The organism is Rhizobacter fulvus, from assembly GCF_964020785.1.
Genome location: NZ_OZ224516.1, coordinates 4,764,464 through 4,789,046 on the forward strand (window position 1 = coordinate 4,764,464; position 24,583 = coordinate 4,789,046).

A 24,583-nucleotide genomic window follows, 5' to 3' on the forward strand; every position below is an offset into this window, starting at 1 on the left:
CTTTGGCGCCGTCCTGGCAAACACCGTTTCGCAAGTCAGCGGCTGAGCCTCGCGCGAATCTCTTCGCCTGGGCTCCGGCCTTCAGGCACCCGAGAGATTCGCATGAACACCAAGACCAACTCGAAGACACCGCGCCGCGCCACCGCGCTGCGCAACATCGGCATCATCGCCCACGTCGATGCCGGCAAGACGACGACCACCGAACGCATCCTGTTCTACACCGGCGAGAACCACCGCGTCGGTGAAGTCCACGACGGCAACACCACGATGGATTTCGACCCGCAGGAGCGGGCGCGCGGCATCACGATCAACAGCGCCGCGACGACCGTGTTCTGGCAGGGCGCGCAGATCAACGTGATCGACACCCCGGGGCACATCGACTTCAACATCGAGGTGAACCGGTCGCTCCGCGTCCTCGACGGCGCGGTCGTCGTGTTCGACGGCGTGGCCGGCGTCGAGCCGCAGACCGAGACCAACTGGCGCCTGGCCGACAAGTACCACGTGCCGCGCCTGGCCTTCATCAACAAGCTCGACCGCGTCGGCGCGGACTACCCGCGTGTCGTGGAGATGATGCGCGAGCGCCTCGGCGTGCATCCGCTGGTCCTGCAGTGGCCGATCGGCGCGGAAGACGCGTTCCGCGGCGTGATCGACCTGGTCGAGCCGCGCGCGCTGCTGTGGAGCGGCGTGGCCGGCGAGCCGGTGCGTGTGGAGCCCATCCCCGACGACCTGCGCGAGCAGGCCGCGGTCTGGCGCGCGCGCCTGGTCGAGGCGGTCGTCGAGCAGGACGACGCCCTGTTGCAGGCCTGGCTGAACGGCGTCGAGCCCTCGGCGGCGCAACTGCGCGCGGGCATCCGCCGCGGCACGCTGGCGGGGACCTTCGTGCCGGTGCTGGCCGGCTCGGCGTTCAAGAACCGCGGCGTCGAGCCGCTGCTCGACGCGATCGTGGCCTACCTGCCCGCGCCCGGCGAAGCCGACCGCGATCACGCGGGCGAGGCGACCCAGCCCGAAGCCGACCCGGACGGCCCGCTGGCCGCGCTCGCGTTCAAGGTCGTGACCGACGACCACGGCACGATGACCTTCGTGCGGGTCTACCGCGGGCGCCTGCGGGCCGGCGACACGGTGCTGAACACCAGCACCGGCCGGACCGAGCGCGTCTCGCGCCTGTACGAGGTGCACGCGGACAAGCATGCCGAGCGCGCGCAGATCGAAGCGGGGGACATCGCGGCCCTCGTCGGCCTGAAGGACACGCTGACCGGCCAGACGCTGACCGGCAACGGCGCCGCCGACCGCGCGCATCCGCTGGTGCTCGAGCAGATCGCGATCCCCGAGCCGGTGATCGACGTCGCGATCGAGCCGCGCACGCAGGCCGACCAGCAGCAGCTCGGCAAGGCGCTGCACGCGCTCGTGAAGGAAGACCCGAGCCTGCGCGTGCGGCAGGACGCCGAATCCGGCCAGACCATCCTGTCCGGCATGGGCGAACTGCAGCTCGAGGTGACGGTCGAGAAGCTGCGCGCGCGGCACCGCGTGAACGTCGGCGTCGGGCGGCCGCAGGTCGCCTACCGCGAGACGATCACCCAGGGCGCGGAGGTCACGCACCTGCACAAGAAGCAGAGCGGCGGGCCCGGGCAGTTCGCGCAGGTCACGCTGCGACTCGCGCCGCTGGCGCGGGGCGAGGGCGTGCGCTTCGCGAACGCGAGCGTGGGCGGCGCGATCCCGCGCGAGTACGTGCCGGCGGTCGAGGCGGGCGTGCGGCGTGCCGCGGAGGCCGGCGTGGTCGCGGGCTTCCCGCTGATCGACTTCGAGGCCACGCTGCTCGACGGCGCGTTCCACGAGCGCGATTCGTCGACGCTGGCGTTCGAACTCGCCGCCGTCGCGGCGTTTCGCGACGCCGCCAGACGCGCCGCGCCGCAGGTGCTCGAGCCGGTGATGGCGGTCGAGGTGATCACGCCGACCGAGCACCTCGGCGACGTGATCGGCGACCTGCATCGCCGGCGCGGCTCGGTGCGCGGCCAGGCGCCGCGCGGCAACGCCGCGGTCGTCGATGCGCAGGTGCCGCTCAAGGAGATGTTCGGCTACATCGGCCACCTGCGCGCGCTCACTTCCGGACGCGCGCAGTACTCGATGCAGTTCGACCACTACGCGGCGGCGCCGGCCAGCGTGTCGGCCGAGCTGATCGCCGCCTGACGAGGGACCACCGCTGCAGGGGGCGTGCAAGCGCCTTCTGCAGTTTTTTGTTTCCGTGCTGGCCTCGGCGCGGGCACACGCGGATACTTTGCGACATGTCCAGCATCCTTGCCCAACCCGCGGCCGGTACGGCCGGCATCTACACCCCGGAAGAGCGCAACCGCCGCATCTTCGCGATCTTCGCCGCGTCCAGCGGCAACCTGGTCGAGTGGTTCGATTTCTACGTCTACGCCTTCTGCGCGCTCTACTTCGCGCCGGCGTTCTTCCCCAAGTCGGACCCGACGGTTCAGCTGCTCAACACCGCCGGCGTGTTCGCGCTCGGCTTCCTGATGCGGCCGATCGGCGGCTGGCTGTTCGGCCGCATCGCCGACCGCAAGGGCCGCAAGACCTCGCTGGTCATCTCGGTCGTGATGATGTGCGGCGGCTCGCTGGTGATCGCCTGCCTGCCGACCTACGCGCAGATCGGCGCGTGGGCGCCGGGCCTGCTGCTGTTCGCCCGGCTGGTGCAGGGCTTGTCGGTCGGCGGCGAGTACGGCACGACCGCCACTTACATGAGCGAGGTCGCGTTGAAGGGCCGGCGCGGCTTCTTCTCGTCGTTCCAGTACGTCACGCTGATCGGCGGGCAGCTGCTTGCCGCGCTCGTCGTGGTGCTGCTGCAGACCTTCCTCACCGACGCCGAACTCAAGGCCTGGGGCTGGCGCATCCCGTTCGTGATCGGCGCGATCACGGCGGTGATCGCGCTGCTGCTGCGCCGCACCTTGCACGAGACCACGACGGCCGAGACTCGTGGCAGCAAGGGGGCCGGGACGATGGCGGAGCTGTTCCGCCACCACAAGGCCGCCTTCTTCACGGTGCTCGGCTACACCGCCGGCGGCTCGCTGATCTTCTACACCTTCACCACCTACATGCAGAAATTCCTGGTGAACTCGGTCCACATGACGCCGCGCACCGCGACCACCGTGTCGACGGTCTCGCTGTTCCTCTACATGTGCATGCAGCCCCTGTTCGGCGCGCTGTCCGACCGCATCGGACGGCGCAACAACATGCTGCTGTTCGGCGCGCTCGGCGCGCTCAGCACCGTGCCGATCCTGAGCGCGTTGCAGGCGGTGACATCGCCGCTGATGGCCGGGGCGCTGATCACGCTGGCGCTCGCGATCGTGAGCTTCTACACCTCGGTCAGCGGCATCGTGAAGGCCGAGATGTTCCCGCCCGAGATCCGCGCGCTCGGCGTCGGCCTGGCCTACGCGATCGGCAACGCGATCTTCGGCGGCTCGGCCGAATACGTGGCGCTGTACCTGAAGGACGCGGGCCATGAACCGGCGTTCTACTGGTACGTGACCGTGATGATGGTGATCGCGTTCCTGGTCGCGCTGCGGCTGCCGCGGCATGGCAGCTACCTGCACCACGACCACTGACGCGGGCCGCGCGTAGGCCCGCTCCTACCGGGCAGGGCCCTCGCTGCCGACAGACCCGCCGCGGTCTGCTCCGCAGACTCGTCGCACCGGAACGAGAAGGGGAACCCATGTTGCGCAATCTCAAGGACCTGCAGGGCTACGCGCTGCGCGCGACCGACGGCGACGTCGGCTCGATCAAGGACTTCTACTTCGACGACGACCGCTGGGTCGTGCGCTACCTGATCGTCGAGACGGGCAGTTGGCTGCAAAGCCGCAAGGTCCTGATCTCGCCGCACGCGATCGGGCGGCCGGACGAGGCGGCCCACGTGCTGCCGGTGTCGATCACGCGCGAGCAGGTGCGCAACAGCCCGGACATCGACACCGACAAGCCGGTCTCGCGCCAGCACGAGGCCGACTACCTCGGCTATTACGGCTACGCGCCGTACTGGGACAGCGTCGGGATCTGGGGCGCGGGCGCGCTGCCCGGAATGATGTTGCCCGAGGCCGGCATGGCGCCGCCGGCGGCACTCTCCGGCGTCGGTGTGCTCGAGACCGAGCGCGCGCTGGCGGCCGAGCAGGCCGCTCAGCATGCCGACGACGACCCGCACCTGCGCTCGTGCAAGGACGTGACCGGCTACCACATCAAGGCGCAGGACGGCGAGATCGGCCACGTGCAAGGCTTCATCGTCGACGAAACCGATTGGGCGATCCGCTATCTCGTGATCGACACGAGCAACTGGTGGGCCGGGCACCAGGTGCTGGTTGCGCCGGGCTGGATCCAGGAAGTCAGCTGGGCCGAGAACACGGTGTCGGTGAACATGACCCGCGCCGCGATCGAAAGCGCGCCCGAATGGGACCCGACCCTGCCGCCCGATCGCGCGCAGGAGACCGAGATCTATCGCCACTACGACCGCACCGGCTACTGGTGACGGCCCGCTGACGCGTCGTCCGGCCATTCCAGGCGGCGAGCGCTCTCGAAGCGGCGCGTCGCGCCGGTCACCGGGTCCGTGAACGCCAGCGACGCGGCCAACAGGCGCAGCGGATCGGCCGTGTCGTCGGTATCGGCAGGGTGCAGGGCAGGGTAGATGCGGTCGCCCACGATCGGCATGCCCAGCGCCGCGCAGTGCACGCGCAGCTGGTGGCGCTTGCCGGTGCGCGGCGTGAGCTCGTAGCGCGCCAGCGCGTCGCGCCTCTCGATCACCCGAACGCCGGTTTCGGCATTCGGCTCACCGTCGACCTCGGTCATCCGCATGAAGTGCGCCGGATCGTCGACGAGGCGGCTGCGGCGGACGAATGAAGGGGGCGCCTCGGCACGCCATGGCGCGATGCACTCGTAGCGCTTGTCGACATCGCGCTCGGCGAACAGGCGCTGGTAGCTTCCGCGTGTCGCGGGGTCGATCGTGAACAGGACCAGCCCCGCCGTCTCGCGGTCGATGCGGTGGACCGGCGCCAGCGTGTCGATCCCGAGACTGCGCTTCAGCCGCACGAGCAGCGTCTGGTGCAGGTGTCGCCCCGACGGCGTGACCGGCATGAAATGCGGCTTGTCGGCGACGACGATGTGCGCGTCGCGATAGACGAGCGTCTCCGGTTGCGGCCACTCGGCTTCGGCCGGTGGATCGCGGTAGTAGTACACCTTCAGCGCGCGCTGGTAGGGCCGGTCGGCCGTCACGGGTTCGCCGGCCGCGTCGACCACCCGGCCGGCAGCGATCCGCTCGGTCCACGCCTGCGGCGCGACCCGTGCGAAACGCGCGACCAGAAACGCCGCGATCGTCGGCCACGGTCCGTCCGGCAGCACCACGCAACTCGCGCCGACGCCGTCGCGGGTCGGCAGCGGAGCGGGCGTCGTCATGCGGTGGCGAGCCGGCGCGCCCGCGCCAGGCGCCAGGCTTCATCCGGCGCGTGGCCGTAGACGTCGACAAGGCGGGCGGTGCCGGGCCGCAGCGCCGCGTCGAGCGAGAGGCGGTTGTCGAAGACGAAGCATTCGCCCTGCCAGTCCCGGTCCGCGTCCGGCACCTCGGCCAGGTAGCGCAGGATGCCGCCCTCGAGCTGCGCGACCTCCAGGCCGAACGCGTCCCGCATCCACACGGCGGTCTTTTCGCAGCGGATGCCGCCGGTGCAGTACATCGCGAGCGGGCGGCGCTCGGCCTTCCACTCGGCCGCGTGCGCGGCGACGAAGTCGGGCAGGTCGCGGAAGTTGCCGACCTGCGGGTCGAGCGCGCCGCGAAATCGACCGAGGCGGAATTCGAAGCCGTTGCGGTTGTCGATGACCACTGCGCCGGGCAGGTCCAGAAGCGCACGCCACTGCGCCGGATCGAGCTGCAGGCCGCGCCGGCCGACCGGGTCGACCTCCGGCACGCCGAGCGGCAGCACCTCGGCGCGCACATGGACCTTGAGGCGGCGAAACGGTGCGACGGCGCAAACTGTGCGGCGGAACGAAAGGCCGGCAAACACCCCACCGAGCCGGCTGTCGCTGCGCAGCGCGGACTCGAATCGGTCGAGCACCGCGGCCGGGCCGGCCAGCATGCCGTTGATCCCTTCCGCTGCCAGCAGCACGCTGCCGTGCAGGCCATTGCCGAGCTCGCGCACCACGGCAGCGGCACGCTGCGGATCGCCGAGCCGCACGAACCGGTAGAAGGCGATATGGAACAGGTCGGGCAGCGGTGTCATCAGGGCGCCATTCTGCCGGTGGATGCTGGAGAGCTTGCGTCCGGTACTGTATGCAAATACAGTACCGACATCCAAGGAGGTACCTGATGCACCAGTTCCTGCGCCAACACTACCAGCCCAAACCCGACCGCACGCCCGCCTGGTTGCGAAAGATCTGGGTCTGGCTCTGAGGCAGGGCGCGGGTCGGCTCTCGGCCGCTCACGCCAGGAATGCGGCCAGGCGCTGCGCCGGCGCGTCACGGACCGTGGCTTCGGCCAGCCCGCTCAGCGTCGCGATCGCTGCCGGCGTCGCCACGTCGATCCCCAGGCCCGCCTCGGGCGGCCAGTCGGCGTCGAGGTGGAGATAGCGATCGCCCAGGCGGTCCTCCAGCATCGCCTGCACGTGCTGCTGCTGGGCCGACAGCAGCGTGAGCACGAGCCGGCCATCGGCCAGCCACCCGACGGCACCGGCATCGTCGCTCACGCCTGATGCCGGCCGATAGTGCGCGGTCGCGGTGCCGATCGACAGCATCGACACCCGGTGCGGATCCATCTTCATGAAGTGCTCGAGTTCGTGCAGCGCCACCTGGTCCGGCGCGACCGCGAACAGCCCGCCGTCGGCGTACAGCCGCTCGCCGACCCGGACCGCCGGGAAGTAGGCGGGCGCGGCGCAGGCGGCCATCGCGACGTCCACGGCGCGGAACTCGCCATCGCCGCGCGAAGCGAACGCGTGCGGGGTCTTGAAGATCTTGGTCCGGCACCGCTCGACGTCGACGGCGGGTATCACCACCGAGTGCAGCGCGTCCTCCAGCCGCTGGTGGCCGAGGTGGGCGCGCAGCGCGTTGCGCAAGGGCTCGCCCGAGTATTTCGGCCCGAGGACCGAGCGGCTCAGGTCCAGCAGCCGGCCCAGGGTGCCGGTGGGCATCGAGCGCCCCGAAAAGACATCCGGCCCGTGCGTCTTGAACAGGGTCACCAGCCGCGACATCGGGATCTCGAACGCCAGCGCGAGCGCGAGCACACCGCCGATCGAGGTGCCCGCCAGCAGGTCGAAGCGGCGCGCCAGCGGAACACCGGCCCGCGCCTCGAGCGCCTCCAGCGCGACAGCCGTGTACAGCCCCAGGAAGCCCCCTCCGGCCAGCGAAAGCACGCGCAGCGGACGCTGCCCGGAAGCCGACGAACGAGGTGGGGGTGGAAGGGCCATGAGGTGAGGTACGAGGTGGCTCGGCGAGCGCCATTTCGGCATGACAGGAGTTCGTCCGGACTGATCCAGCGCAACCGGCGGGCGCGGGGCAGTGCTCGAATGCTGAATATGCTGAACGTCTGGAACCTGCAGACCGTCGCGTTCCTCGAGGGGTGAGCGTGCTGGGCACCGCATTGCCGCCGTTCGATGCCTGGCGATCCTGCGCCCTCGCCGCGGACGTCGCGGCCGCGTCGCTGGCCGACGACGCCGGGCTCGACACCCGTCGCCGGGCGCGGCTGACCGCGCTGCTGGCCGCTGTGGCGCGCGATTCGCCGTTGTACCGGCGCCTGCTGCGCGGGCGCGAGATGTCCACGCTCTCGCTGCAATCCCTTCCGGTCATGCACAAGGCCCAGCTGATGGCCCGGTTCGCGGACTGGGTCTGCGACCCGGATCTGCGCCTGGCTGCGCTGCGCGCATTCGTCGCCGACCCGACGCGCATCGCCGCGCCGTTCCTCGGGCGCTACACGGTGTGGGAGAGCTCCGGCAGCAGCGGCGAGCCTGGTGTCTTCGTCCAGGACAGTGCGGCGATGGCCACCTACGACGCGCTCGAGGGACTGCGCCGGCCGGCGCTGCGCCCGTTCCAGGGCTGGTGGGACCCGTGGGGCATGCAGGCGAGGACGGCGTTCGTCGGCGCCATCGGCGGGCACTTCGCGAGCATCGTGTCGATCGAGCGGCTGCGTCGCCTGAACCCGCTGCTCGGCGCACGCATGCTCGCCGTCTCGCTGCTGTTGCCGATGCCGGAGCTCGTGGCCCGGTTGAATGCATGGGGGCCGACAAGCCTGGCCACCTACCCGAGCGCCGCAGTGCTGCTGGCCGCGGAACGACGTGCCGGGCGGCTGCGCGTGGGCCTGAACGAAGTGTGGCTGGGGGGCGAGACGGTCACGCCGTCGATGCGCCGCTTTGTCGCTGATGCGTTCGACTGCCCGGTGGCCAGCAGCTACGGCGCCTCCGAGTTCCTGTCGCTCGCGTCCGAATGCCGGCTCGGCCAATTGCACCTCAACAGCGACTGGGCGATCCTCGAATCGGTCGACCAACGCGGCGCCGCGGTGCCGCCGGGCATTGCGGGCGCGACGACCTTGCTGACCAACCTGGCCAACCATGTGCAGCCGCTGATCCGCTACGACCTCGGCGACCGGGTGACCCTCCATGCCACGGCGTGCGCGTGCGGCTCGCATCTCCCGCGCATCGAGGTCGAGGGCCGCAGCGACGACACGCTGTGCTTCTCGGCAGCGAAGGACCGCCTGGTGCAAGTGTCGCCGCTCGCACTGAGCACGGTGCTCGAGGACGAGGCCGGACTCTTCGACTTCCAGCTCGTCCAGCAGGGACCCCGGGACCTGCTGCTGCGGTCCGGGCTGCAGGGCGGCACGGCCCGGGACACGCTGCAACGCGCCGGTCGGATGCTCGCGGCGTTCCTGGCGGAGCAGGGCGCGCCCGGCTTGCGCATCCGGTGCCGCTGTGGCGAGCCGGCACAGCCGGGACGCACCGGCAAGATCAAGCGCATCGTCACGCTGTCCCAACGCACCGTTGCACCATGCCACGCCCAGGTGCCGACCTGAGCGCAGGCGGGGCGGGAGACTGGGGCCGCCTGACCCGACGGTTCAGTGGCTTCCTGCGTCGACGCCGCACGCGGCGGCACTTCGGCCGGCATCCGCTGGTGGACGCCTTCGCCGGTCACGGACCGGCAGGCACCGCGGGCGCCGAACTGACCCGGTCGCTGCTCCTCGTCGCGCACGACACACCGGCAGGTGCACTCGCCCGGCTCGACTCACACGCCGACGGATTGAGCGTGCGCGAAGCGGCCGCGCGGCTGGCGCATGGCGGCGTCAACGATGTCGAGCACGACCGGCCGGTGTCCTGGTGGGTTCACCTCTGGCACTGCTACAAGGATCCGTTCAACCTCCTGCTGACGGTACTGGCCACCGTGTCCTACCTGAGCGCGGATCGGCGCGCAACCGTCGTGATCGGCGTGATGGTAGGGCTCAGCACGCTCATCCGGTTCGCACAGGAAGGGCGCTCCCGGCGGGCCGTCGAACACCTGGTCGCGCTGGTGGGCAACACCGCGCTGGTCATCCGGCGCGGGGCCGCCCCGACAGGAGATCCGGCGATCCACGCAGCCTCCCGACAGCTGGAGATCCCGATCCGGAAGGTCGTGCGTGGCGACCTCGTGGTGCTGGCCGCGGGCGACATGGTTCCGGCCGATTGCCGGGTGCTCATCGCCAAGGACCTGTTCGTCGCGCAGGCGGCGCTGACCGGCGAATCGTTGCCGGTCGAGAAACACGCCGAGCGCCTTGGCGACACCGACGAGCCGCTCGCTCAGAGCAATCTCGCGTTCATGGGCACCAATGTGGTCTCCGGGTCCGCCACCGTCGTGGTGGTGGCGACCGGGCGGCGCACCTATTTCGGCGCGCTCGCATCCAGGGTGGTGGCGACCGAGGCGGAGCCGAACGCGTTCCAGGCCGGCGTGAACGGCGTGAGCTGGCTGCTGATCCGGTTCGGCCTCGTGATGGTGCCGATCGTGCTGCTGATCAACGGCCTCACGAAGGGCGACTGGTTGCAGGCCGCGCTGTTCGCACTCTCGGTGGCCGTCGGCCTGACCCCCGAAATGCTACCGATGGTCGTGACCTCCACGCTGGCCAAGGGGGCCGTGATGCTGTCGCGCCGCAAGGTCGTGGTCAAACGGCTCGACGCGATCCAGACCCTGGGCGCGATGGACGTGCTGTGCACCGACAAGACCGGCACCCTCACGCAGGACCAGGTGGCCCTGGCAAGGAGCACCGACGCGTTCGGCAACCCGTCCGGCGACGCGCTGAATTTCGCGTTCCTGAACAGCCACTACCAGACGGGGCTGAAGAACCTGCTCGATCGCGCGGTGCTCGCGCATGTGGAACTGCCGGCCGAGCTCAAGCTCACGCAAGACTACCGCAAGGTCGACGAGATTCCGTTCGACTTCGAGCGCCGGCGCATGTCGGTGGTCGTGTCCGAGCGCGACGAGCACCACGAGCTCATCTGCAAGGGTGCCGTGGAGGAAGTGCTGGCCGCCTGCACCCGTGTGCGCACCGGCAGCGGCTCCACGGCACAGGACGGCGCGCTCGACCCGTCCGTGCTGGCGCAGCTGAAACACGTCACGCAAGGGCTGAACCAGGAGGGGCTGCGCGTCATCGCCGTCGCCGTCAAACGCCTGCCGCCCGACCAGACCGTCTACTCGGTCGCCGACGAGGCCGGGCTGACGCTGATCGGCTATGTCGCCTTCCTGGATCCGCCGAAGGACTCCGCCGCGCCGGCCCTGCAGGCACTGGCATCGCACGGCGTGCACGTCAAGGTGCTCAGTGGCGACAACGAGTTCGTCACGGCCAGCGTGGCCCGGCAGGTCGGCTTGGTCGACGGCGACGCAGCGGGAGACGTGCTGCTCGGCGCACAGATCGAGTCGATGAGCGAGGGCGAGCTCGCCGGCGCGGTCGAACGCCACCGGCTGTTCGCCAAGCTCGCACCGCTGCACAAGGAGCGCGTCGTGAAGGCGCTCAGGCGGAACGGCCACGTGGTCGGGTTCATCGGCGACGGCATCAACGACGCGCCTGCACTGCGCGCGGCCGACGTCGGCATCTCGGTCCACACGGCCGTGGACATCGCGAAGGAGGCGGCCGACATCATCCTGCTCGAGAAGAGCCTGATGGTGCTGGACGAGGGCGTCGTCGAAGGTCGCCGCACCTTCTGCAACATGCTCAAGTACATCCGCATGACCGCGAGTTCCAACTTCGGCAACGTGTTCTCGGTGCTCGTCGCCAGCGCCTTCCTGCCGTTCCTGCCGATGCTGCCGCTGCAGCTGCTCACGCAGAACCTGCTGTACGACATCGCGCAGACCGGCATTCCGTTCGACCATGTCGATCCGGAACTCGTGGAGAAGCCGATCGCCTGGGACCCGCGGGGCATCGGCCGCTTCATGCTGTTCTTCGGGCCGGTCAGCTCGCTGTTCGACCTGGCCACGTTCGCGCTGATGTGGTGGGTGTTCGCGGCCGACAGCGTGGCGAATCAGGCGCTGTTCCAATCGGGCTGGTTCGTCGTCGGGCTGCTGACGCAGACGCTCGTCGTCCACATGCTGCGCACGCCGAAGCTGCCGTTCGTGGAGAGCCGCGCCGCCACGCCGCTGACTCTCACGACGCTGGCCATCGTGGCGGTCGGCATCTTCCTGCCGATGGGTCCGCTGGCGGGCTACTTCAAGTTCGTCCCGTTGCCCAGCGCGTACTTCGGCTGGCTGGTGGCCATGCTGCTGGCCTATGGCGCCCTGGCGACGGCGATGAAGCGCATCTACCTTCGCCGCCGTGGCTGGCAGTAGCGCCCGACGACATCGACTTCGGCCGACCCCGTTTCGTGGTTCTGCGCGGCGCGCGATCCTTCGCCGGATCAGACGAGAGGACGGGCAGGGGGCCGACCGTCGCCGTACAACTCCGCCAGGCGCGCCATCGCCTTGATGTCGAACAGGCGAAGACGGCCGTTCTCGATCCGGTGCAGTCCGCGCTTCTCGAGCTTGCGCAAGGTCTTGTGGGTGTGGACCAGCGACAGACCGAGGCCGTCGGCAATGTGTTGTTGAGTCAGCGGAAACGGCACGCCGGACGCCCCGCCGTCCGCCTGCAGCGCCGCCGCGCGCTTGAACAGGAGAATCAGCAGGCTGGCGACCCGCTCATCCGCGCTGCGTCGACCGACGGACAGCAGCGTCTCGTCCAGCATCGACTCCTCGTGTGCCGCCAGCCACGTGATGTTGAAACCCATCGACAGCGAGCCACGGTGCAGCTCCCACAGCGAATCTCGCTGGAAGACGCAGAACAACGCGTCGGTGAGCGTGTCGACGCCGTGGGCCGAGGCGTCGCCCATCTTCTGCTGCACGCCGATGAAGTCGCCGCCCATCAGGAAGCCGAGGATCTGTCGACGACCGTCACGCAAGGTCTTGAACCGGAACGCCCATCCGTACAGCAAGGTGAACAGTGGCGCGTCGGTCTGGCCCTCCTGAATCAACGTCTCGCCCGCCCGCAGGCGCAATTCGCGACGCTTCAGTGACTGCACCAGTCGCAGTTCCTCGTCGGTGTGCTGGACGAACAGCGGCAGCGGTCGCAGCGGGCACTCCGTGCAGGGGATCTCGGTCATGGCCGACTTTGCGCTCTTTTGCGGCTGCCCGTCCACTTTCGGCCACGTTTTTTGACGCACGCGATCTGGGCGGTGACCGCTAGATTTCCGGGGTGGTTTGCTGCAACGTCCCGGCCCGGCCGACAGCCGTCTGTCGCCCGCATCAACTCCAGGGGAAGGCGACATGGATCAAGCAGTGTTCGGCGCAGCGTTCATCGGGGGCTCGGCCCCGGCCGACGCCGCGCCGACGGCGGCGGCGGGGCACGCGCACGACGCGGCCCGACGCGTCGCGTTGCTTCGCGGTCTGGGCATTCTCGACAGTGCCCCCGAACCGGGCTTCGATGGGCTGGCCGATGCGGCCGCCGTGCTGGCGGGCTGTCCGATTGCCCTGATCAGCCTGCTCGATCGCAAGCGGCAATGGTTCAAGTCGTCGATCGGGCTGCTCGCCACGGAAACGCCGATCGCGAGTTCCTTCTGCGCGCACGCCGTCGCGCACGACCGGCTGTTCGAGGTCGAGGACGCCAGGACCGACCCGCGATTCGCGGACACCCCGTCGGTCACGGGCGCGCCTCACATCCGGTTCTACGCCGGTCAGCCGCTGACGTTCGGCGGCGTCCGGCTGGGCACGCTGTGCGTGATCGACACCCGGCCGCGCCGCTTGTCGAGCGCCGTCCGGCGCGCGCTGAGGGGCATGGGGCATGCGGTGGAGGCGCTGATCGCCGCGCGCAGGTCGACGCTCGACTTGCGCGCGCATCAGCGCCGACTGGCCGACATCGCGCTGGCCTCCGGCGACTGGCTCTGGGACGCCGACATCGACCACCACGTGCAGTGGAGTGCCGCCCACCTGGCCGCGCACCTTGGCGACGAGCTGCTGACCGAAGGCACCCTGCTGCCCGATGGCCCGTTGCTGGACGGGCGGGGCCAGGCGCTGCAACCGCCGTCCACCTTTCACGCGCTGCTCACCCGCCGGAGCGGCATCGTGCGCGCCACGATCGCAGTGGGCGTCGCTCCGGACGAACGCTACCTGTCGTTCTCGGCGCTTCCGCAGCTGGACGATGGCGGCAGGCTGGTGGGGTTTCGCGGAACGGCGCGCGACGTCAGTGCCTCGGTCGCCCACGAACAACAGCGTCATGAGGCCGACATGACCCTGCGGCTCCAGCGAGACAGCGCCCAGCGATCGGCGCAGTTGCGCAGCGAACTGGTGTCCAGGGTCAGTCACGAACTGCGCACGCCGCTGAATGCCGTGCTCGGCTTCTCGCAGATCCTCGCGCGCGACGCCACCGACACGCCCCTCTATGCCACGCAGATCGAGCGCGCTGCGACGCACCTGCTCGCCCTGGTGAACGACATGCTGGACCTGGCCCGACTCGAGTCAGGTCGGGAACGTGTCGATCTGCGGTCGGTCTCGACCCGGCGCGTCGTCAGGCGATGCATCGGCCTCATGGAGCCCGAGACCCGCCAGCGTGGCGTCGGCGTCGAATGGACCGTCGCGCCGGGCGCGGATGCGGTGTGCGCCGACATGCGCGCATTGACCCAGGTGCTGCTGAATCTGCTGAGCAATGCGCTCAAGTGCAGCCGCGCGGGAAGCAGCGTTCGCGTGAACGTGCGCCAGGTGTCCGCAGATCGGTCGGCGATCGACGTGATCGACGAAGGTCGGGGCATTGACGCCCACCTGTTGCCCGGGCTGTTCCAGCCGTTCAGTCAACTGTCCGCGAGCGGCAAGCGCGGCGGTACCGGTCTGGGGCTGTCGATCAGCCGGGCGCTGGTCGATGCGATGGGCGGCGAACTGTCGGTTCAATCGGAACCCGGCACCGGGTCCTGCTTCACCGTGACGCTGCGGGCCGCCGAGCACGACGGCGATGCGGCTCAGGAAACCGACTTTGCCGGTCTGGCGACGGCCGCAACGCCGGCCTCCGCCGCCACCTCGCTGGGCGTCCTGTACATCGAGGACGATCCGGTCAACGCACTGGTCCTCGACCGGATGATGGCGCACCTGGGTCACGTCGAGATGCACCATGCGGATACCGCGGCCAGCGGGGTACGGATGGTGTCCGCCCTGACGCTGGACCTGATCGTGCTCGACATGAATCTGCCGGACGGACACGGTCTCGACGTGATTCGAACGCTCAGACTGCGCATCGGCGCGGCCGGCATCCCCATCGTCGCCCTCAGCGCCGACGCCTTGCCCGAGGCGATCGCCCTGGCGCGCGCGGCCGGGTTCGACGACTACCTCACCAAGCCGATCGACTTGCCGGCGCTCGAGGGCCTGCTCTCGAGGGTTCGAAGCCATCGCCATGCGAGGCCGTGAGTCGGCTGTGCGGGCGGTCGCCCCCGCGATCCACGTCGTCGCGGTCGATGACGACGGCTTCATGCGCGACCTGCTCGGCCGCGTGCTGACCGGTGCCGGTATGAACGTGACCTGCTACGGCTCCCCGGCCGAACTGCTCGGCCATGCCGACCTGGCGTCCTCGGATGTGCTGCTGCTCGACGTGAAGATGCCTGGCATGTCGGGCCTCGACCTGCACGACCTGCTCGTGCGCCGCGGTGTGGACCTGCCCGTCGTGTTCATCAGCGGCGCCGCCGACCTGGAGATGGCGGTCAACTGCGATGCGCAACGGCGCCGCCGATTTCATCGAGAAGCCGTTCGACGCCTCCGCGCTGGTCGAGCGCATTCACCGCGCCGGAGCCCGTCACGCCGACCGGGCGCTGCCCCCGGGTCGACTGCCTGACCCGCTAGTCGTGGCCCGCTTCGAGACCCTGACCCCGCGCGAGCGCGAGGTCTTCGACCTCCTCGTCACCGGCCTGAGCAGCAAGCTGATTGCACGCGAGCTGGGCGGCAGCTTCCGGACCATCGAGATCCACCGGGCCCAGGTGATGCGCAAGATGGAAGCACGCCATCTCCCCGAACTCGTGCGCATGAGCATCGAGTCCCTGTCAGGTCTTCACGGCCTGTAGGTACGCATACGTATGCCCCGGCGCGCGGTCTGTCACTACTGTTCATGACCGGCGCGCCCCTCGGTGCCCGCATTCGACAGCCCCTGATCCCGATCGCCTGAAGCGGCCCTCCGCAGAGAAGACCCCATGAACCTGTATCGCAGCATCTTCCCCTCTCGAGCCGCGCTGATCCTCGCGCTGCTGCCGGTCTTCGTGGCCGGCTGCGGCGGTGGCGGCCTCGACCCCGTGCTGGGGAGTCCGGCCGTGGCGACCGTCGTCACCGCCGCCACGCCGACCGTCGCCGACACCACGCGCCCGACCGTCGTGCTGACCGTGCCGGGCGCCAACGCGCTCAACGTCGCGACCAACACCCGCATCACCGCGACCTTCAGCGAAGCGATGGACCCGGCGACGATCACGGCCGCCAGCTTCACCGTCACGAACACCACGCTTGGCGCGGCGGTGGCCGGCACGGTGGACTATTCGGCGGCGGCGCGCACCGCCACGTTCACGCCGACCGGGGCCCCGCTGGCCAGCAACAGCCAGTTCACCGCGACGGTATCCGCAGCCGCCACCGACGCGAGCGGCAACACGCTGGCCGGCAACACCGCGGCTGCACCCGCCGCCGGCAGCCACACGTGGTCGTTCGCCACCAGCGGCATCGGTGACCTCGTGGCGCCGACCGTCACCTCGATCACGCCGGCCGACGGCAGCACCGCCGTCTGCCGGACGAAGTCGGCCACGGCCACGTTCAGCGAGCCGATGGATGCGACGACGCTGACCACGGCGACCTTCGGTGTCAGCGTCAACGGCGTCGCGGTGCCCGGCACGGTCAGCTACGACGCGCCGAGCCAGGTGGCCAGCTTCGTGCCGACCGACTCGAACGGGTGGGCGGCCGCTGCCACTCAAGTCGTCACCATCAAGTCGGGCACCAACGGCGTCAAGGACCTGGCCGGCAACGCGCTGGTCGCCGACCGGACCTGGAGCTTCGCGACGGGTTCGCAGGCCTGCCTCGCGCCGGTCAACCTGCGCTCGGCGGCATCCTTCGGTGCGTTCGGCGGCGCCGCGGGCGTCACCAACCAGGGCATCAACACGGTGGTCGGCGGCCACCTCGGCACCACGGCGGCCTGCACGCTGATGACCGGCTTCCACGACGCGAACGCGGTCTACACGCAGACGCCTCTCAACGTGGGCGCCGTGAACGGCAGCGTCTACTGCGCTCCGCCCGCACCGGGGACCGCGGCGTCGATGACGATCGCCACGCAGGCGCGGGCCGACGCGCTGGCCGCGTACAACGAACTCGCCGCACTGCCGGCGGGCAGCGACCCGGGCGCCGGCCAGCTGGGCGGCCTGGTGCTGACGCCGGGGGTCTACACGTCCGCCGGCGGCACGTTCGCGGTCACGACCGGCGACCTGACGCTCGATGCGCAAGGCGACACCGGCGCGGTCTGGGTGTTCCAGAGCGCCGCGGCGCTGACTGTCGGCATCGCCGCCACGCCGCGCCGGGTCATGCTGATCAACGGCGCACAGGCCGGCAACGTGTTCTGGCAGGTCGGCAGCGCGGCCCGGATCGAGGACGGCAGCGCGATGGCGGGCACGATCATCGCGCCGGCCGGCGTGACGATCTCGACCGCCGGCCAGACCGTCCAGACGACCCTCACCGGGCGTGCGCTCGGCCTCACGGCCTCCGTCACGATGGTCAACACCACCATCGTCGCCCCCTGACCCCGAGCCCCGATCGAAAGCACAAGATGAAGAAACTCAACACCATGCACCTGCTCGGGCTGGCCGGTATTGGCGCCCTGGGCGCGATGACAGCCACGACGGCCGGTGCCCAGGATGCCTACTACTACGGCGGCCTGGCACTCGGCCAATCCCGCGCCCGCATCGACGAGCCGCGCATCACCGCCACGCTGCTGGGCGCCGGCCTGACCACCACGTCGATGACGCGCGACGAGCACGACACCGGATACAAGGTCTTCGGCGGCTACCAGTTCAACAAGAACCTCGCGCTCGAGGCGGGCTATTTCAACCTCGGCAAGTTCGGCTTCACGTCGACGACCGTGCCAGCCGGCGCGCTGAACGGCCAGATCAAGCTGCAGGGCGTGAACCTCGACCTGGTGGGGACCTTGCCCGTGGTCGGCGGCCTGTCGGTGATCGGGCGCGTCGGCGCGCAGTACGCCTACGCCCGCGACACCTTCAGCGGCTCGGGCGCGGTCTCGGTGCTGAACACGAGCCCTTCCAAGCACGCGGCCAACTACAAGTTCGGCGCCGGCCTGCAGTACGAGGTCACGCCCGCGTTCCTGGTGCGCGCCGAAGCGGAGCGCTACCGCATCAACGACGCCGTCGGCAACCGCGGCGACGTGAACCTGTTCTCGGTGAGCCTGGTGATCCCGATCGGTCGCACGCCGACGTCCGCGTCACGCCCCGCGCGAGTCGCCGAAGTGGTTCCGGCGCCGATGCCGGAGCCGGTCGTGGTCGCCATCGCGCCGCCCGCTCCGGCGCCGGCGCCGGTGCCGGTCGTCGCCGAGCGGCGCCGCGTGCGGTTCGCCGCCGACTCGCTGTTCACCTTCGACCAGTCGATGCTGAAGCCAGAAGGCCGCGCGGCGCTGGACCGGTTCGCGAAGGAACTGAACGGCACGCGCTTCGAGGTGATCAAGGTCGAGGGCCACACCGACCGCCTCGGCTCGCCGTCGTACAACCAGGCCCTCTCGCTGCGGCGCGCCAAGGCGGTCGAGCAATACCTCGTGGCGCAGGGCGGGGTCGACGCGGCGAAGGTCTCGGTCGTCGGGCAGGGCGAGTCGGCCCCGGTCACGAAGCCGGAGGACTGCCGGGGCAGCCTGCCCACCGCCCGCCTGATCGCCTGCCTGCAGCCCGATCGCCGGGTCGAGGTCGAAGTGACCGGCACGCGCTGAGCAAGGCGCCTCTCGTGGACACTACTCCCGCCGCGCCGCTGCACAAGGCGCTCACCGGCATCGCCGGCTTCGACCAGGTCAGCGGCGGCGGCCTGCCGCGGGGACGCACGACCTTGCTGGTGGGCGGGCCGGGTTCGGGCAAGACGATCTTCGCGATGCAGAGCCTCGTGCACGGCGCCAGGTACCGTGACGAGCCGGGCATCTTCGTCGCGTTCGAGGAAAGCCCGACCCGCATCGCCACCAACCTCGCCGGTTTCGGCTGGGCGCTCGATGCGCTGCAGCCGGGACGGCTCGCCTTCGTCGACGCCCAGCCGCCGGCGGACCTGGTGCAGTCCGGCGGCTTCGACCTCGGTGGCATGCTGGCCGTGCTGGAAGTGAAGGCGCGCGCGATGGGTGCCAACCGCATCGTCTTCGACGCGCTGGACAACATGCTCGAGCTGATGCCCGACGCCGCCGCGCGGCGGCGCGAGGTCTTCCGCCTGCACGACTGGCTGAACCGCTCGGGATTCACCGCGCTGATCACCGCCAAGGCGGACGGCGACTTCCACCGCGGCATCGGCGAGCAGCCGTACGCCTTCATGCAGTTCATGGTCGATTGCGCGATCGCGCTGAACCACAACGTCGCGCTGGGTGTTTCGCAGCGCAACCTGCGGGTGCTGAAGTACCGCGGCTCCACGTTCGACGAGAACGAATCGCCGTTCGTGATCGGCCCGGCCGGGTTCGACGTCGCCATCACGCGCAAGCTCGGGCGTGTCGACGCGCTGGTCAGCACCGAACGGGTCGGCAGCGGCGTGGCGCGCCTCGACACGATGCTGGGCGGCGGCTACTACCGCGGCGCGACCGTGCTCGTCACTGGGTTCCCCGGCACGGCGAAGACCACGCTGAGCGGCGCGTTCGCCGAAGCCGCCTGTGCGCGCGGCGAGCGCACGCTCTTCGTCAGCTTCGACTCGGACGGCAGCGAGGTCGTGCGCAACCTGGCGTCGGTCGGCATCCAGCTCGAACGCTATGTCGCCAGTGGCCTGCTGCAGATGGTCTCGGCGCGCGCGATCACCGGCAGCGCGGAGACCTTCCTGGTGCGGATCAAGGACCTGGCGCTGGCGCACGGGGCGCGCTGCCTCGTGATCGATCCGGTGTCGACGTTGTCGAAGGCCGGCAACGAGTTGACGGCGCATGGCGTCGCCGAGCGGCTGATCGACTGGTCGAAGGCCGACGGGATGACGCTCGTCTGCACCAGCCTGCTGGACGAGCTCAGCGGCGGCGTCGGCTCCGGCTCGCCGCTGCACGTCTCGACGCTCGCCGACACCTGGATCCACCTCAGCTATCTCGTGCAGGCCGGCGAACGCAATCGCGGGCTGTCCATCATCAAGTCGCGCGGCACCGCGCATTCGAACCAGGTTCGCGAACTGGTGCTCGGCGACGACGGCGTGACCCTGGCCGACATCTACACCGCCGGCGGCGAGGTGCTGATGGGAACGCTGCGCTGGGAGAAGGAGCGTGCCGTGCGGCTGGCCGCCGAGACGGCCGAAGTCGCCGCGCGACTCAAGCGGGTGCGGCTGGACGCCGAAGAGGCCGAACTGGAAGTGCGCCTGAAGTCGCTGCAGATCGAGCTGGTGGCCAAGCGCACCGAGAAGTCGCTGCTGGCGCGCGCCACCGAGTCGCGCGTGGGCGAAGCGTCCGACGGGAATACCCAGCTGCGAGAGCTGCGCGGTGCCGACGAGACCCCGTTCGCGGCCCCCAACTGACATGTCCGTCGCCGACGAGGCCGTCCACCGCTTCAGGCTCTACGTGGCCGGCGAGGCCGTGAACTCCGCCTGTGCGCTGGCCAACCTGCAGGCGCTGTGCCGCACGCACCTGGAGCGGCGCCACGCGATCGAGGTCGTCGACGTGTTCAGCGAGCCCGAGCGGGCGGCGGCCGACGGCATCTTCATGACGCCCACGCTGGTCCGGCTGAGCCCGCTGCCGGTGCGCAAGGTGATCGGCACCCTCAGCGACACCGCGACCCTGCTCCGGGCGCTCAACCTGCCGGAGCCCGCGGCCGCCGCGCGGATCGACCCGTGACCGCCCCGCCCGTCGTGGACCCGGGCCGACCCGCCCGGATTGCCGCGCTGATCCAGACCCTGCACGACACCGAGCAGCAGCTCGAGGCGCTCACCGCCGGCCAGCTCGACACGGTGGCCGATTCGAACGGCCGCGTCCTCGTGCTGCGCGGTGCCCAGGAGCAGCTGCGCTACCAGGAGGCGAGCAAGCAGGCGGCGCTGCTCAACGCGCTGCCGGCACATGTCGCGCTGCTCGACGCCGACGGCGTGATCACCGCGGTCAACGACGCGTGGCGCCGCTTCGCCGATCAGAACGGCCTGCGGGATCTCAACCACGGCATCGGTCGCAACTACCTGGACGTTTGCAACGACGCCCGGGACCCGAACGCGGCCCAGGCGCAGGCCGTGGCCACCGGGCTGCGCGCCGTGCTGGCCGGCGAGCGCAGCGGCTACTCGACCGAATACCCGTGCGATTCGCCCGACGAGCAGCGATCGTTCCTGTTGACGGCCACGCGGCTCGAGGCCGGTCGCCAGGCCGGTGCGGTGGTCATGCACATCAACGTCAGCGACCGCGCCCGCGCCGAGCGGGCCAGCCGGCGCAGCACCGAGCTGCTGCAGGCGGTGGCCGACGGCACGCCCGACGTCGTCTACATCAAGGACACGTCCGGCCGCTACCTGCTGTGCAACAACGCGCTGGCGCAGTTCATCGGGCGGCCGATCGACCAGATCCTCGGCTGCGACGACCTGGCGCTGTACGGCGCGTCGGAGGCCGCGACGCTCGTCGACAAGGACCGTGCGCTCTTCGCCGAGGGCGCCGTCCAGGTCACCGAGAAGTGGCTGACCGGCGTGCCGGGGCGCCGCATCTTCCACGCGACGCGTGCGCCGTATCGCGATTCGCGCGGCGCGGTGATCGGCGTCATCGGCATCGCGCGCGACGTGACCGAGGCGCGGCGTGCGCAGGAGGCGCTTCGCGACAGCCAGGCGATGCTGGACCTGGCCGGTCGGATCGCCAAGGTCGGCGGCTGGATGCTGGACATGCGCACCCGGCATCTCTATTGGTCCGACATCGTCGCGGCGCTGCACGACGAGCCGGCGGGCTTCTCGCCGACGCTCGAGGACGGCATCTCCTCCTTCGTGGCCGAATACCAGGCCGGCATGCGCGAGGTGGTCGAGCGCTGCGCCACGGCCGGCGTGCCGTACGACATCGAGGCGGAGAAGATCTCGCGAACCGGGCGGCGCTTCTGGGTGCGCACGATGGGCGAGGCGGTGCGCGACGCCAGCGGCGAGATCGTGCGCATCCAGGGCGCGCTGCAGGACATCACCGAGCGCAAGCGCGCGCTGCTGGAGACCCAGCAGCTGGCGCAGCGCCTGACCAACACGCTCGAGAGCATCACCGACGGCTTTCTGACGCTCGATCGGGAATGGCGCATCACCTACATGAACCGCGAGGCCGGCCGCCTGCTGGGCCGGGACCGGGATGCGCTGGTGGGCCAGGGCATGTGGGACGTCTTCCCGGATGCCCGCGGCTCCGTCTTCGAACAGAACTACCAGCGCGCGATGAGCGGGCAGAGCGGCGTCAGTTTCGAGGCCCACTATGCGCCGCTGCAGATGTGGGTCGGCATCGACTGCCACCCGTCGAGCGACGGCCTGTCGGTCTACTTCCGCGACGTCACCGAGCGCCGCTCCGCGCGCCGGCAGCTGCAGTTGCTCGAGGCCAGCGTCGCGCAGCTGAACGACATCGTCATCGTCTGCGAAGCCGCCCCGGAACTGGCGCGCGGCATGCGCATCGTGTTCGTGAACGACGCGTTCGAGCGGGCGAGCGGCTACGCACGTGACGAGGTGCTCGGCCGGTCGCCGGACTTACTGAACGGCCCGCTCACCGACAGCGCCGAACTCGCGCGGGTCCATGCGGCGATCGCCCGGCGCGAACCGGTGCATGCCGAGCTGCAGCAGTACACGCGCCTGGTCGTGCCGCACTGGGTCGAAATCGACGTCACCCCGGTCGCGTTGACGGGCGAGGGCCGCACGCACTTCGTCTCGATCAAGCGCGACATCGGTGCGCGCCGCCAGAACGAGGAAGCCCTGCGCCAGCTGAACGCCGGGCTGGAGGACCGGGTGCGTCACCGCACGCTCGAACTCGAGAAGGCGCGCGAGCTGGCGGAGCAGGCGAACCGCGCCAAGTCGTCGTTCCTGGCGACGATGAGCCACGAGATCCGCACGCCGATGAACGGCGTCATCGGCATGATCGACGTGCTGGAAGAAAGCCGGTTGCGGCCGGACCAGCGCGACATGGTGAAGACGGTGCGCGAGTCGGCCTGTGCGCTGCTGGCGATCGTCGACGACGTGCTCGACTTCTCGAAGATCGAGGCCGGCCAGTTCGTCATCGACAGCGAGCCGATGGACGTGGCGATGGTGGTCGAAAGCGTCTGCGATGCGCTCGGCCTGCTCGCCGACAACCAGGGCGTCGGCCTGTACCTCTACACCGACCCGCGCCTGCCGGCGCGGATGCTCGGCGACGCGCCGCGGCTGCGCCAGATCCTGTTGAACCTGGTCGGCAACGCGATCAAGTTCAGCCACGGTCAGGGGCGGCCGGGGGTGATCTCGCTGCGGGCCGTGCGCGTCGCGTCCGATGGCGCCGATTCGCTCGAGCTGGTCGTGCAGGACAACGGCATCGGCATGGAAGGCGAGACGCTGGAGCGCCTCTTCTCGCCTTTCACGCAGGCCGACGCCAGCACGACGCGGCGCTTCGGAGGCACCGGGCTGGGCCTGAGCATCTCGCACCGTCTCGTCGCACTGATGGGCGGCCACATCGCGGTGCGCAGCGAACCGGGCCAGGGGTCGACGTTCACGGTGCGGCTGCCGATGGTGCTGCCGGTCGACGACGCGGCGGCATGGGCGCCGCCGGCGCAGGGCCTGGCGGGGCTGACGTGCCTGCTGATCGGCGCCGCGTCGCGGGTCGCCGACCTGGCCGACTACCTCGTTCACGCCGGTGGCGTCGTGCGCTGCACCGAGACGCCGGCAGGCGCCGAGGCCTGGCTGCGCGGCATCGCCGCCGGCCCGTGCGTCGTGGTCATCGCCGAACCCGCCGACCGGGCCGACGCGGTGCTGGCGCTTTGCCGCGCCGTCGCGGGAAACCCGCTCACGAAAACGCCCGCGTACATCCTGATCGAGACCGGTCGGCGCCGCCGCCCGCGCCGGCAGAAGGCGGACCAGGTCAGCCTGGACGGCGAATGCCTGCACCGCGCCGTCTTCCTGCGCAGCGTGGCGCTGGCAGCCGGTCTGCCGCCGACCGCGGAATTGGCGGAGGCGGGTGCTTGCCCCGAGCGCGATGCAGCCCCTGCGGACCGCGTTCACCGCCCCGCGTCCAACGTGACGATCCTGGTGGCGGAGGACAACGAGATCAACCAGAAGGTCCTCGCGAAGCAGCTCGACCTGCTCGGCTACCGCGCCGAGATGGCGGCCAACGGCCTGCACGCGCTGGCCTGCTGGCGCCGCGGCGGGCATGCCTTGCTGCTGACCGATCTGCACATGCCGGAGATGGACGGCTACACGCTGGCGGCGGCGGTGCGCGCCGAAGAGGCGGGCGACGCGCACCTGCCGATCATCGCGTTGAGCGCCAACGCGCTTCGCGACGAGGAGTTGCGCTGCCGGCAGGCGGGCATGGACGGGTACCTCAGCAAGCCGGTGCGGCTGGCGCAGTTGAAGGCAGCGATCGAATCGATGCTCGCTCCGGCGCCGGCGCGTACGCGCGAGGGCGCGGACGCAGCGGCCCCCGGCGGCGCGCACCCGCCCGCGGACCTGCAGGTGCTCGTCGACCTGATCGGCAACGACCCGCAGGTGATCCGTGAAGTGCTGAGCGCCTTTCGGGCCACCACGAACGACTCGGCTGCCGAGTTCGCGCGGGCGCACGCCCTTGGCACGATGGACACCCTGGCCGATCTGGCCCACAAGCTGAAGTCGGCCGCACGCGCGATCGGCGCGCTTCATCTGGGGCAGCTGTGTGCAGACATCGAGGAGGCCGCCGTAAGCGCGCCGCGGGCGCCGACGCTGCCCGACCTGCTCGTGAGCTTCGCGAGCGAACTGCGCGCCGTCCACGCCTACCTTGCCACGACATAGGGCC

Annotated in this window: 17 protein-coding genes; 13 read left to right on the forward strand and 4 right to left on the reverse strand. The window is 70.3% G+C overall.

Going from position 1 to position 24,583, the window contains the following annotated elements; genetic code table 11:
- The first annotated feature begins 102 nt into the window (after window positions 1-102).
- The 3 genes from fusA to ACWH49_RS22655 all read left to right on the forward strand — a co-directional run bounded on the left by fusA (window position 103) and on the right by ACWH49_RS22655 (window position 4,507).
- Window positions 103-2,184 carry an elongation factor G gene (gene fusA / locus ACWH49_RS22645; protein ID WP_448173495.1) on the forward strand — a complete coding sequence of 694 codons (2,082 nt, stop codon included), beginning with the start codon at window positions 103-105 and terminating at the stop codon, window positions 2,182-2,184.
- A gap of 95 nt (window positions 2,185-2,279) precedes the next feature.
- Entirely contained in the window at window positions 2,280-3,599 is a 1,320-nt protein-coding gene (locus tag ACWH49_RS22650; RefSeq protein WP_448173496.1) for an MFS family transporter, read from the forward strand.
- Between the two features lie 107 nt (window positions 3,600-3,706).
- On the forward strand, window positions 3,707-4,507 hold the full coding sequence (locus ACWH49_RS22655) for a PRC-barrel domain-containing protein (RefSeq protein ID WP_448173497.1): 801 nt from the start codon (window positions 3,707-3,709) through the stop codon (window positions 4,505-4,507).
- Here ACWH49_RS22655 and ACWH49_RS22660 read toward each other — a convergent pair.
- From ACWH49_RS22660 to ACWH49_RS22670, 3 genes are all read right to left on the reverse strand, one after another.
- Window positions 4,498-5,427 carry a pseudouridine synthase gene (locus ACWH49_RS22660; protein ID WP_448173498.1) on the reverse strand — a complete coding sequence of 310 codons (930 nt, stop codon included), beginning with the start codon at window positions 5,425-5,427 and terminating at the stop codon, window positions 4,498-4,500. The two genes, ACWH49_RS22655 and ACWH49_RS22660, sit on opposite strands and share 10 nt — an antisense overlap.
- On the reverse strand, window positions 5,424-6,245 hold the full coding sequence (gene trhO / locus ACWH49_RS22665; RefSeq protein WP_448173499.1) for an oxygen-dependent tRNA uridine(34) hydroxylase TrhO: 822 nt from the start codon (window positions 6,243-6,245) through the stop codon (window positions 5,424-5,426). Before trhO ends, ACWH49_RS22660 begins: the two co-directional genes overlap by 4 nt.
- Before the next feature lie 198 nt (window positions 6,246-6,443).
- On the reverse strand, window positions 6,444-7,424 hold the full coding sequence (locus ACWH49_RS22670) for a CBASS cGAMP-activated phospholipase (protein ID WP_448173500.1): 981 nt from the start codon (window positions 7,422-7,424) through the stop codon (window positions 6,444-6,446).
- Window positions 7,425-7,582: 158 nt separating this feature from the next.
- Here ACWH49_RS22670 and ACWH49_RS22675 point away from each other — a divergent pair, with 158 nt between their 5' ends.
- On the forward strand, window positions 7,583-9,019 hold the full coding sequence (locus ACWH49_RS22675) for a phenylacetate--CoA ligase family protein (RefSeq protein ID WP_448173501.1): 1,437 nt from the start codon (window positions 7,583-7,585) through the stop codon (window positions 9,017-9,019).
- Window positions 8,995-11,793 (forward strand): magnesium-translocating P-type ATPase, encoded by a 2,799-nt coding sequence (gene mgtA, locus ACWH49_RS22680; protein WP_448173502.1) that lies wholly within the window; start codon window positions 8,995-8,997, stop codon window positions 11,791-11,793. Before ACWH49_RS22675 ends, mgtA begins: the two co-directional genes overlap by 25 nt.
- A 68-nt stretch (window positions 11,794-11,861) precedes the next feature.
- Here the strand turns inward: mgtA and ACWH49_RS22685 are convergent, their stop codons facing one another.
- Entirely contained in the window at window positions 11,862-12,764 is a 903-nt protein-coding gene (locus tag ACWH49_RS22685) for a Crp/Fnr family transcriptional regulator (protein ID WP_448173503.1), read from the reverse strand.
- Between ACWH49_RS22685 and ACWH49_RS22690 the strand changes: the two genes are divergently transcribed.
- From ACWH49_RS22690 to ACWH49_RS22725, 8 genes are all read left to right on the forward strand, one after another.
- The gene (locus ACWH49_RS22690; RefSeq protein ID WP_448173504.1) at window positions 12,763-14,886 is read left to right on the forward strand and encodes an ATP-binding protein; all 2,124 of its coding nucleotides are present in this window, start codon (window positions 12,763-12,765) and stop codon (window positions 14,884-14,886) included. The two genes, ACWH49_RS22685 and ACWH49_RS22690, sit on opposite strands and share 2 nt — an antisense overlap.
- Window positions 14,873-15,307 carry a response regulator transcription factor gene (locus ACWH49_RS22695; RefSeq protein WP_448173505.1) on the forward strand — a complete coding sequence of 145 codons (435 nt, stop codon included), beginning with the start codon at window positions 14,873-14,875 and terminating at the stop codon, window positions 15,305-15,307. The genes ACWH49_RS22690 and ACWH49_RS22695 overlap by 14 nt, the downstream gene beginning before the upstream one ends.
- Window positions 15,308-15,317: 10 nt before the next feature.
- Entirely contained in the window at window positions 15,318-15,533 is a 216-nt protein-coding gene (locus ACWH49_RS22700; protein ID WP_448173506.1) for a response regulator transcription factor, read from the forward strand.
- Window positions 15,534-15,659: 126 nt separating this feature from the next.
- The gene (locus tag ACWH49_RS22705) at window positions 15,660-17,237 is read left to right on the forward strand and encodes an ice-binding family protein (protein WP_448173507.1); all 1,578 of its coding nucleotides are present in this window, start codon (window positions 15,660-15,662) and stop codon (window positions 17,235-17,237) included.
- 26 nt (window positions 17,238-17,263) lie between these two features.
- On the forward strand, window positions 17,264-18,427 hold the full coding sequence (locus ACWH49_RS22710; protein WP_448173508.1) for an OmpA family protein: 1,164 nt from the start codon (window positions 17,264-17,266) through the stop codon (window positions 18,425-18,427).
- 14 nt (window positions 18,428-18,441) lie between these two features.
- Entirely contained in the window at window positions 18,442-20,169 is a 1,728-nt protein-coding gene (kaiC, locus tag ACWH49_RS22715) for a circadian clock protein KaiC (RefSeq protein WP_448173509.1), read from the forward strand.
- Between the two features lies 1 nt (window position 20,170).
- Window positions 20,171-20,485, forward strand: a complete 315-nt coding sequence (locus ACWH49_RS22720; protein WP_448173510.1) for a circadian clock KaiB family protein — start codon at window positions 20,171-20,173, stop codon at window positions 20,483-20,485.
- Window positions 20,482-24,579, forward strand: a complete 4,098-nt coding sequence (locus ACWH49_RS22725; protein ID WP_448173511.1) for a PAS domain-containing protein — start codon at window positions 20,482-20,484, stop codon at window positions 24,577-24,579. The genes ACWH49_RS22720 and ACWH49_RS22725 overlap by 4 nt, the downstream gene beginning before the upstream one ends.
- Window positions 24,580-24,583: the final 4 nt, after the last annotated feature.

Excerpts from the sequence above, each read along its gene's own strand:
- fusA (WP_448173495.1), top strand. The coding sequence starts at position 103 with ATGAACACCAAGACCAACTCGAAGACACCGCGCCGCGCCACCGCGCTG.
- ACWH49_RS22655 (WP_448173497.1), top strand. The coding sequence starts at position 3,707 with ATGTTGCGCAATCTCAAGGACCTGCAGGGCTACGCGCTGCGCGCGACC.
- ACWH49_RS22685 (WP_448173503.1), bottom strand. The coding sequence starts at position 12,764 with ATGTCGCCTTCCCCTGGAGTTGATGCGGGCGACAGACGGCTGTCGGCC.
- ACWH49_RS22695 (WP_448173505.1), top strand. The coding sequence starts at position 14,873 with ATGCGAGGCCGTGAGTCGGCTGTGCGGGCGGTCGCCCCCGCGATCCAC.
- ACWH49_RS22705 (WP_448173507.1), top strand. The coding sequence starts at position 15,660 with ATGAACCTGTATCGCAGCATCTTCCCCTCTCGAGCCGCGCTGATCCTC.
- mgtA (WP_448173502.1), top strand. The coding sequence starts at position 8,995 with ATGCCACGCCCAGGTGCCGACCTGAGCGCAGGCGGGGCGGGAGACTGG.
- ACWH49_RS22650 (WP_448173496.1), top strand. The coding sequence starts at position 2,280 with ATGTCCAGCATCCTTGCCCAACCCGCGGCCGGTACGGCCGGCATCTAC.
- ACWH49_RS22720 (WP_448173510.1), top strand. The coding sequence starts at position 20,171 with ATGTCCGTCGCCGACGAGGCCGTCCACCGCTTCAGGCTCTACGTGGCC.
- ACWH49_RS22690 (WP_448173504.1), top strand. The coding sequence starts at position 12,763 with ATGGATCAAGCAGTGTTCGGCGCAGCGTTCATCGGGGGCTCGGCCCCG.
- ACWH49_RS22710 (WP_448173508.1), top strand. The coding sequence starts at position 17,264 with ATGAAGAAACTCAACACCATGCACCTGCTCGGGCTGGCCGGTATTGGC.
- ACWH49_RS22670 (WP_448173500.1), bottom strand. The coding sequence starts at position 7,424 with ATGGCCCTTCCACCCCCACCTCGTTCGTCGGCTTCCGGGCAGCGTCCG.
- trhO (WP_448173499.1), bottom strand. The coding sequence starts at position 6,245 with ATGACACCGCTGCCCGACCTGTTCCATATCGCCTTCTACCGGTTCGTG.
- ACWH49_RS22660 (WP_448173498.1), bottom strand. The coding sequence starts at position 5,427 with ATGACGACGCCCGCTCCGCTGCCGACCCGCGACGGCGTCGGCGCGAGT.